Source organism: Leucobacter soli (assembly GCF_042659205.1).
Lineage (GTDB): Bacteria > Actinomycetota > Actinomycetes > Actinomycetales > Microbacteriaceae > Leucobacter > Leucobacter soli.
In genome coordinates this window covers 1-6,816 of sequence record NZ_JBHSRW010000115.1, presented here as the reverse complement: position 1 = coordinate 6,816, position 6,816 = coordinate 1, and the positions used below count along the sequence as shown (strand labels likewise).

General features: G+C 69.3%; 6 protein-coding genes. 5 read left to right on the top strand and 1 reads right to left on the bottom strand.

What is annotated here, in order from left to right:
• The 5 genes from ACFPZL_RS08245 to ACFPZL_RS08225 all read left to right on the top strand — a co-directional run.
• A partial coding sequence (locus ACFPZL_RS08245; protein WP_382335076.1) for an FCD domain-containing protein occupies positions 1 to 485 on the top strand: 485 nt, incomplete at its 5' end.
• A complete protein-coding gene (locus tag ACFPZL_RS08240; protein WP_218116456.1) occupies positions 482 to 2,005 on the top strand; it encodes an MmgE/PrpD family protein in 1,524 nt (507 codons plus the stop codon). The genes ACFPZL_RS08245 and ACFPZL_RS08240, both read left to right, overlap by 4 nt.
• Entirely contained in the window at positions 2,005 to 2,928 is a 924-nt protein-coding gene (gene prpB / locus ACFPZL_RS08235; RefSeq protein ID WP_218116457.1) for a methylisocitrate lyase, read from the top strand. Before ACFPZL_RS08240 ends, prpB begins: the two co-directional genes overlap by 1 nt.
• 104 nt (positions 2,929 to 3,032) lie before the next feature.
• Positions 3,033 to 4,220: a bifunctional 2-methylcitrate synthase/citrate synthase gene (locus ACFPZL_RS08230; RefSeq protein ID WP_218116458.1), complete on the top strand. Its 1,188-nt coding sequence runs from the start codon at positions 3,033 to 3,035 to the stop codon at positions 4,218 to 4,220.
• Positions 4,221 to 4,561: 341 nt separating this feature from the next.
• Positions 4,562 to 5,545: a C39 family peptidase gene (locus ACFPZL_RS08225; protein ID WP_218116340.1), complete on the top strand. Its 984-nt coding sequence runs from the start codon at positions 4,562 to 4,564 to the stop codon at positions 5,543 to 5,545.
• A gap of 243 nt (positions 5,546 to 5,788) precedes the next feature.
• Here ACFPZL_RS08225 and ACFPZL_RS08220 read toward each other — a convergent pair whose 3' ends face one another.
• Entirely contained in the window at positions 5,789 to 6,688 is a 900-nt protein-coding gene (locus ACFPZL_RS08220; RefSeq protein ID WP_382332931.1) for a cytochrome b/b6 domain-containing protein, read from the bottom strand.
• Positions 6,689 to 6,816: the final 128 nt, after the last annotated feature.

The window sequence follows — 6,816 nt, the reverse complement described above, 5'->3', positions numbered from 1 at the left end:
GCATCGCGGCCCGGCGCGGCGACCCGACCGTCTTCGCGGCGCTCGCGCACGACTTCGCTGCCGCACACCCGGAGAGTTCGAACGGCACCCGCGGCTACGACGCCGTCGACGCCTACTACGCGCTCATCGCCCGCTTCGACGCGGCCCTCGATCGGGCGGTGGACAACGCCTACTTCGCGCAGTCGCTCCGCACCGTGCGCACCCACCTGGCCCGGGCCCGCCGCCTCGCGCGCGACAACCGCGAACGCCTGCTCGCCTCGGTCGTCGAGCACCGCCTCATCGCCGAGGCGATCGCCGCCGGCGATGCCGAGCTCGCCGCGCACGCCACCCACGTCCATCTCCACAATGCACTGGGAGCGATCCTCGACTCGCTGACCGAGGCCGATCTCCACCCGTCGTCCTGCGCACCGTCGCATCACTCCGAACCAGTAGATTCTGCGACTGTCGCGCAGAACGACGAAGACGAAACAGAAGGAATCCGATGACCGTCACCCACCACGTCCGCGTCTACAAGAGCGAAGAACCGCTGCCCCGCGAGCAGCAGCTCGCCTGGAAGATCGCCGAGGTCGCCACCGACCCGGTCGAGGTCGAACCCGCGGTGGTCGACATGATCATCAACCGGATCATCGACAACGCCTCGGTGGCCGCGGCCTCACTGAACCGCGGCCCGATAGTCGCGGCGCGGGCGCAGGCGCTCGCGCACCCCGTCTCCACGGGTGGCGACGGATCCTCGATCTTCGGCTTGCGCGACGAGCGCACCAGCCCCGAGTGGGCCGCTTGGGCCAACGGCGTCGCCGTGCGCGAGCTCGACTACCACGACACCTTCCTCGCAGCCGAGTACTCGCACCCCGGCGACAACATCCCGCCGATCCTCGCCGTCGCCCAGCACGTTGGAGCCGACGGCCGGGCGCTCGTCCGCGGCATCGCCACCGGCTACGAGATCCAGATGGATCTCGTGCGCGCCATCTGCCTGCACAAGCACAAGATCGACCACGTCGCCCACCTCGGCCCCTCCGCCGCCGCGGGCATCGGCACCCTGCTCGGCCTCGACGCCGAGACCATCTACCAGGCCGTCGGCCAGGGCCTGCACACGACCACCGCAACCCGCCAGAGCCGCAAGGGCGAGATCTCGACCTGGAAGGCGCACGCCCCCGCCTTCGCCGGCAAGATGGCGGTCGAGGCCGTGGATCGCGCGATGCGCGGACAGACCTCCCCCTCGCCCATCTACGAGGGCGAGGACGGCGTCATCGCCTGGATGCTCGACGGCCCCGACGCCGCGTACGACGTGCCGCTGCCCGCACCCGGCGAGCCGAAGCGTGCGATCCTCGACTCCTACACGAAGGAGCATTCGGCCGAGTACCAGGCGCAGGCCTGGATCGATCTCGCCCGCAAGCTGCACGGTGCGCACCCCGAGCTCGCTGACCCGGCGAACGTCGAGAACATCGTGCTGCACACCAGCCACCACACGCACTACGTCATCGGCTCCGGCGCGAACGACCCGCAGAAGTTCGATCCGCAGGCCTCCCGCGAGACGCTCGACCACTCGATCCCCTACATCTTCGCGGTCGCGCTGCAGGACGGCGGCTGGCACCACGTCGACTCGTACGCCCCGTCGCGTGCCGCGCGCCCCGACACCGTCGCGCTGTGGCACAAGATCACCACGGCCGAGGACGCCGAGTGGACCCGCCGCTACCACTCCGACGACGCCGACGAGAAGGCCTTCGGGGGCCGTGTCGAGATCCGCCTCGCCGACGGCTCGACGATCGTCGACGAGATCGCCGTCGCCGACGCCCACCCGCTCGGCGCCCGGCCCTTCGCCCGGGCCGACTACATCCGCAAGTTCCGGATCCTCGCCGAACCCGTGCTCGAGGAGGCCGAGATCTCGCGGTTCCTGTCGCTGGTTCAGCGGCTGCCCGAGCTGACCGCCGCCGAGGTGCGCGAGCTGAACATCGTGGCGGCCCCCGGCACGATCGATCTCGCCGTCGCCCCGAAGGGACTGTTCTGATGCTGTACAGCAAGACCGACCCGGCCGAGAAGCGCCGGATCCTGCGCGAGCGCCTCGCGGCGACCTTCAGCACCGGCGAACTGCTGCGCTTCCCCGGCGCCTTCAACCCGCTCTCCGCGCGTCTCATCGAGCGCAAGGGCTTCGAGGGGGTCTACATCTCGGGCGCCGTGCTCTCCGCCGACCTGGGCCTGCCCGACATCGGGCTCACCACGCTCACCGAGGTGGCCGGCCGCGGCGAGCAGATCGCCCGCATGACCGAACTGCCCGCGATCATCGACGCCGACACCGGCTTCGGCGAACCCATGAACGTGGCCCGCACGATCCAGCACCTCGAGAACGCCGGCCTCGCGGGCACCCACATCGAGGATCAGATCAACCCGAAGCGCTGCGGCCACCTCGACGGCAAGTCCGTCGTCGACGAGAATACGGCGACGAAGCGGATCCGCGCCGCCGCCGACGCCCGCCGAGACCCGAACTTCCTCATCATGGCCCGTACCGACATCCGGGCGACGGCCGAGGGGCCCGCGGGCCTCGCGCTCGCGAAGGATCGCGCGAAAGCGCTGGTCGACGCCGGTGCCGACGCGATCTTCCCCGAGGCCATGCGCACGCTCGAGGAATTCGCGGCCGTGCGCGAGGCGGTCGACGTGCCGGTCCTCGCGAACATGACCGAGTTCGGCAAGAGCGAGCTCTTCTCGGTGCAGCAGCTCGCCGACGTCGGCGTGAACATCGTGATCTGGCCCGTGTCGATGCTGCGCATCGCGATGGGCGCGACCGAGCGCGCGCTGGACGAGTTGAACCGCGTCGGCCACCTGCGCGGCAAGCTCGACGAGATGCAGCACCGCGCAGGCCTCTACGAGCTCGTCGACTACGAGGACTACAACCGCTTCGACACGAATGTGTTTAACTTCACGGTGGAGAAGTAACTCTTCACCGTCATCCTGCGCGGGCGTAGCGAGTCGCAGGATCCACTTCGCACATGTGAGATCCTGCGACTCCACGCAGGATGACGAGAATCAAGGAGTCGATGATGACTGAGACCGAGATCAAGAAGGGCCTCGCGGGCGTGGTGGTCGACACCACCGCCGTCTCGAAGGTCAACCCCGAGACGAACAGCCTGCTCTACCGCGGGTATCCCGTGCAGGAGCTGGCGGCGACCCAACCGTTCGAGGCGGTCGCCTACCTGCTGTGGCACGGCGAGCTGCCGACGGACAGCCAGCTGGCCGCGCTGCGCGCCGAGGAGCGCGCGCAGCGCGCACTGGCCGACAACGTGCGGGCCGCGATCGACCTGCTGCCGCTCGAAGCGCACCCGATGGACGAGGTGCGCACAGCGGTCAGCGTGATCGGAGCCTCCGACACCGCCGGCGGCGGATCCGTGCTCGACGCCTCGGGCAGCCCCGAGCAGAACCTCGCCCGCAGCGTGCACCTCTACGCCGCGCTCCCGGCGATCGTGGCCTACGGGCAGCGCCGCCGCCGCGGGCAGGAACTCGTACCGCCGCGCGACGACCTCGACTATGCCGCGAACTTCCTCTGGATGACCTTCGGCGAGGAGGCCGACCCGGTGGTGGTCGACGCGTTCAACCGGTCGATGATCCTCTACGCGGAGCACTCCTTCAACGCCTCGACGTTCACCGCGCGCGTCATCACCTCGACGCTGTCGGACCTCACCTCAGCCGTCGTCGGCGCGATCGGGGCGCTCAAGGGCCCGCTGCACGGCGGCGCGAACGAAGCCGTGATGCACATCTTCGACGAGATCGGATCCGCCGAGAACGTCGTGCCCTGGCTCGAAACAGCGCTCGCCGAGAAGCGCAAGATCATGGGCTTCGGGCACCGCGTCTACAAGCACGGCGACTCGCGCGTCCCAACGATGAAGGCGGCGCTCGACACGCTCGTGGCGCACTACGACCGGCCCGAGGTGGCCGCCCTCTACGACGCGCTCGAGCACGAGTTCGTGAGCCGCAAGGGCATCTACCCGAACCTCGACTACCCCTCGGGCCCGGCGTACAACCTCATCGGCTTCGACACGCTGACGTTCACACCGCTGTTCATCGCCTCGCGCGTGACCGGCTGGACCGCGCACATCATGGAGCAGACGGCGTCGAACGCGCTGATCCGCCCGCTCTCGGCCTACAACGGCCCCGATGAGCGCCACATCGACGGCTACGTGCCCGACGCCACGGCGCAGGCCATCACGGACCGGGCCCCCGAGCAGGCGTAGGACGGGGCGGGCGCCGCTCCTGGCGGGGCGCGACCGGCGCCGGCGCTGGGGTCCCGGCCCGTCCGTCCCCGTCCGTCCGTCCGTGCCGCCTTCCCCTCCCTCCCTCCGTCCGTCCGTCCGTGCCACCTTCCCCCCTCCCCTCCTATCCGGCGAGTGGCCCCCGTGCGCACGAGTGGCCCGGAAACTCACCGCGAAGTTCCGGGCCGCTCGCGCGCAAGGGGGCCGTTCGTCGACCCTGGCCTCGTGCGCGGAGGCGTCCCGACGCACGGGCGAGTCCCGAGCCTCGACGTCCGGGACGCAGTACCGTGGGAGCGGGGGCGGTCTGACGAAAGAGGAAAGAGATGCAGAAGAAGCTCCTCGGGATGGCGGTGGCCGCGCTTCTGGTCACCACCGGGGTGGTCGCAACTCCGCAGGCGGCGATCGCAGACACGGCAGAGGAACTCGAGCAGAGAGCCGAGGATCCCCTCGAACCGATCGACCCCCTCCCCGCGCCGAAACCCGTGATCAGCGGGAAGGCCGGCGTCGGCGGAAAACTCTCCGTGAGCGCGTCGACCCGCTGGGAGCACCCGACGGTGACCTATCGCTGGTATGTCGGGACAAAGTCGGCGAACATGAAGCTCGTCGGCAAGTCGGCGACGCTCAAGATCAAGGACGCCTGGCTCGGCCGGAAGGCCCGGGTGCAGGTGACCGGCACGGAGCCCGGTCAGCCGGCGGTCACGAAGCAATCGTCCACAGTCGAGATCGGGGTGCAGAAGCGGAAGGGCCAAGCGGCGCCGAAGTATTCGAAGGGGTGGTACAACTTCAGGATCCCGTGGAAGGGGCAGCAGAAGCGGTACTGGTGCGGGCCCGCCTCGGCAGCGATCGTGCTGAAGAAGCTCGGCTATACGCGCTCGGCGAGCGGAGAGAAACTGACCCAGCGGCGGCTGGCCAGCAGCAAGTACTTCAAGACCGAGAAGAACGGTCGCTCCCTGCCGCGCTACGTGTCGAGCGGCCTGAAGAAGTGGATCGGGAAGACGCAGTACCGGCGCATCAACAGCCCGACGACCGGCGAGTTGAAGCGGCGCATCTCCGACAGCTTCACCAAGACCGGCCGCCCGGTCCTCGTGCACATCACCGGCAAGGCGGGCCGCCCCTCCGTGAACCACCACGGTAGCTACAGCTACACGCACTTCATGATCATCGAGCGGTGGAACCCCAAGACCCAGAAGGTGGTGATCCTCGACACCGGCGCGAAGGGGCACGTCTGGGCGAAGGCCAAGCCCCGCTTCACGATGAAGATCACGGATCTCAAGCGCTACCTGAAGGAGTACGGGATCTACGCGTGACGGTGACAGTGGCGGTGGTGGGTGGCGGCGCACAGGCGGCGGCGCGGGGATGCACGGGTGGTGGCGCAGGGACGACCGAGGGGGGCGAATGGCCCCCTTCCCGACGAGCGCGCTAGAACGTCGCAGCGACTGAGGGGGCCTCTCGTCGGAAAGGTACGCGCTCGTCGGGAAGGATACGCGGGCGCTACGGTACAGGACGCTGTGTTACGCGGGCGCTGCGGTTGCGCTGCAGGTGCTGCAGGATCAGCGGGCGCTGACCCGCCCGGTCACGCCGGCGATCGGGGCGAGCAGCAGCGGCCGCGCCGCGATCCACGCCAGGACCGTCGCCACGAGCCCGCCGGCGAACCACCAGAAGCCGGCCCACGAGACCTCGTCGCTGCCGGCGAACATGTGGTTCAGGTTCCGCAGCGCCCCCGTCGAGAAGACCAGGAACACGTGGATCACGATGAACATCACGAAGAACAGCATCGTCGGGAAGTGGATCGCCCGTGCCAGCGGTGCCGGGTAGATCCGATTCAGGCGCTCGGCCTTCTCGGGCCACCAGGAACTCATCCGCACACCGGTGATCGCCGCGAGCGGTGCGGCGACGAACACCACCGTGAAGTACATCAGCTGCTGCAGCGCGTTGTAGTTCACCCAGCCGTGCTCGGCCGGCCACTCGAGGGTGAGGTACTGCAGCAGCGCTGATGCCGCGTTCGGGAACACCTCCCAGCTCGTCGGCACGATCCGCGCCCAGTGCCCCGACACGAAGAGCAGCACGACGAACACCGCGCCGTTGACGAGCCAGAGCACGTCGAGACCCGTGTGCAGCCACAGGTAGATGCTGACCTTCTGTCCGCCGCGCTTGGGCGTGTAGAACGCCGGAGGCCGCTGCTGATGACGCACCAGGAGCCCGGAGCGGATGATCAGCGCCATCAGGAAGAAGTTGAAGAAATGGTTCCAGCGGGCCCAGGCGGGGAAGCCGGGGTCGACGGCGACCGCCGGGGCATACTCGCCCGGGTAGCGCTCCAGGAAGTCGGGGACGCCCGGTAGCGTCGTCACACCGCGGGCCGCGAGCACGATGATGCCGGCGGCTGCCACCACGCCGAGCAGGCCCAGGACTCCGAGTCGCACCCACTGCGCGAGCGTCCGCGTGCCGATCATGACGGGCTCGCGCGTCGGCTTCGCGGCCGGCTTCGCGGGTGCGGTGGCGGGCGGAGTCGCAGTCGGCTTTCCTGCCGGAGTGGTCGGCCTCTCGGGCGGAGTCGTCGGCCTCGGAGCGAGCTCCGGGG

Coding starts and splice junctions, on each gene's coding strand:
- ACFPZL_RS08230 (WP_218116458.1), top strand. CDS start 3,033: ATGACTGAGACCGAGATCAAGAAGGGCCTCGCGGGCGTGGTGGTCGAC.
- ACFPZL_RS08225 (WP_218116340.1), top strand. CDS start 4,562: ATGCAGAAGAAGCTCCTCGGGATGGCGGTGGCCGCGCTTCTGGTCACC.
- ACFPZL_RS08220 (WP_382332931.1), bottom strand. CDS start 6,688: ATGATCGGCACGCGGACGCTCGCGCAGTGGGTGCGACTCGGAGTCCTG.
- ACFPZL_RS08240 (WP_218116456.1), top strand. CDS start 482: ATGACCGTCACCCACCACGTCCGCGTCTACAAGAGCGAAGAACCGCTG.
- prpB (WP_218116457.1), top strand. CDS start 2,005: ATGCTGTACAGCAAGACCGACCCGGCCGAGAAGCGCCGGATCCTGCGC.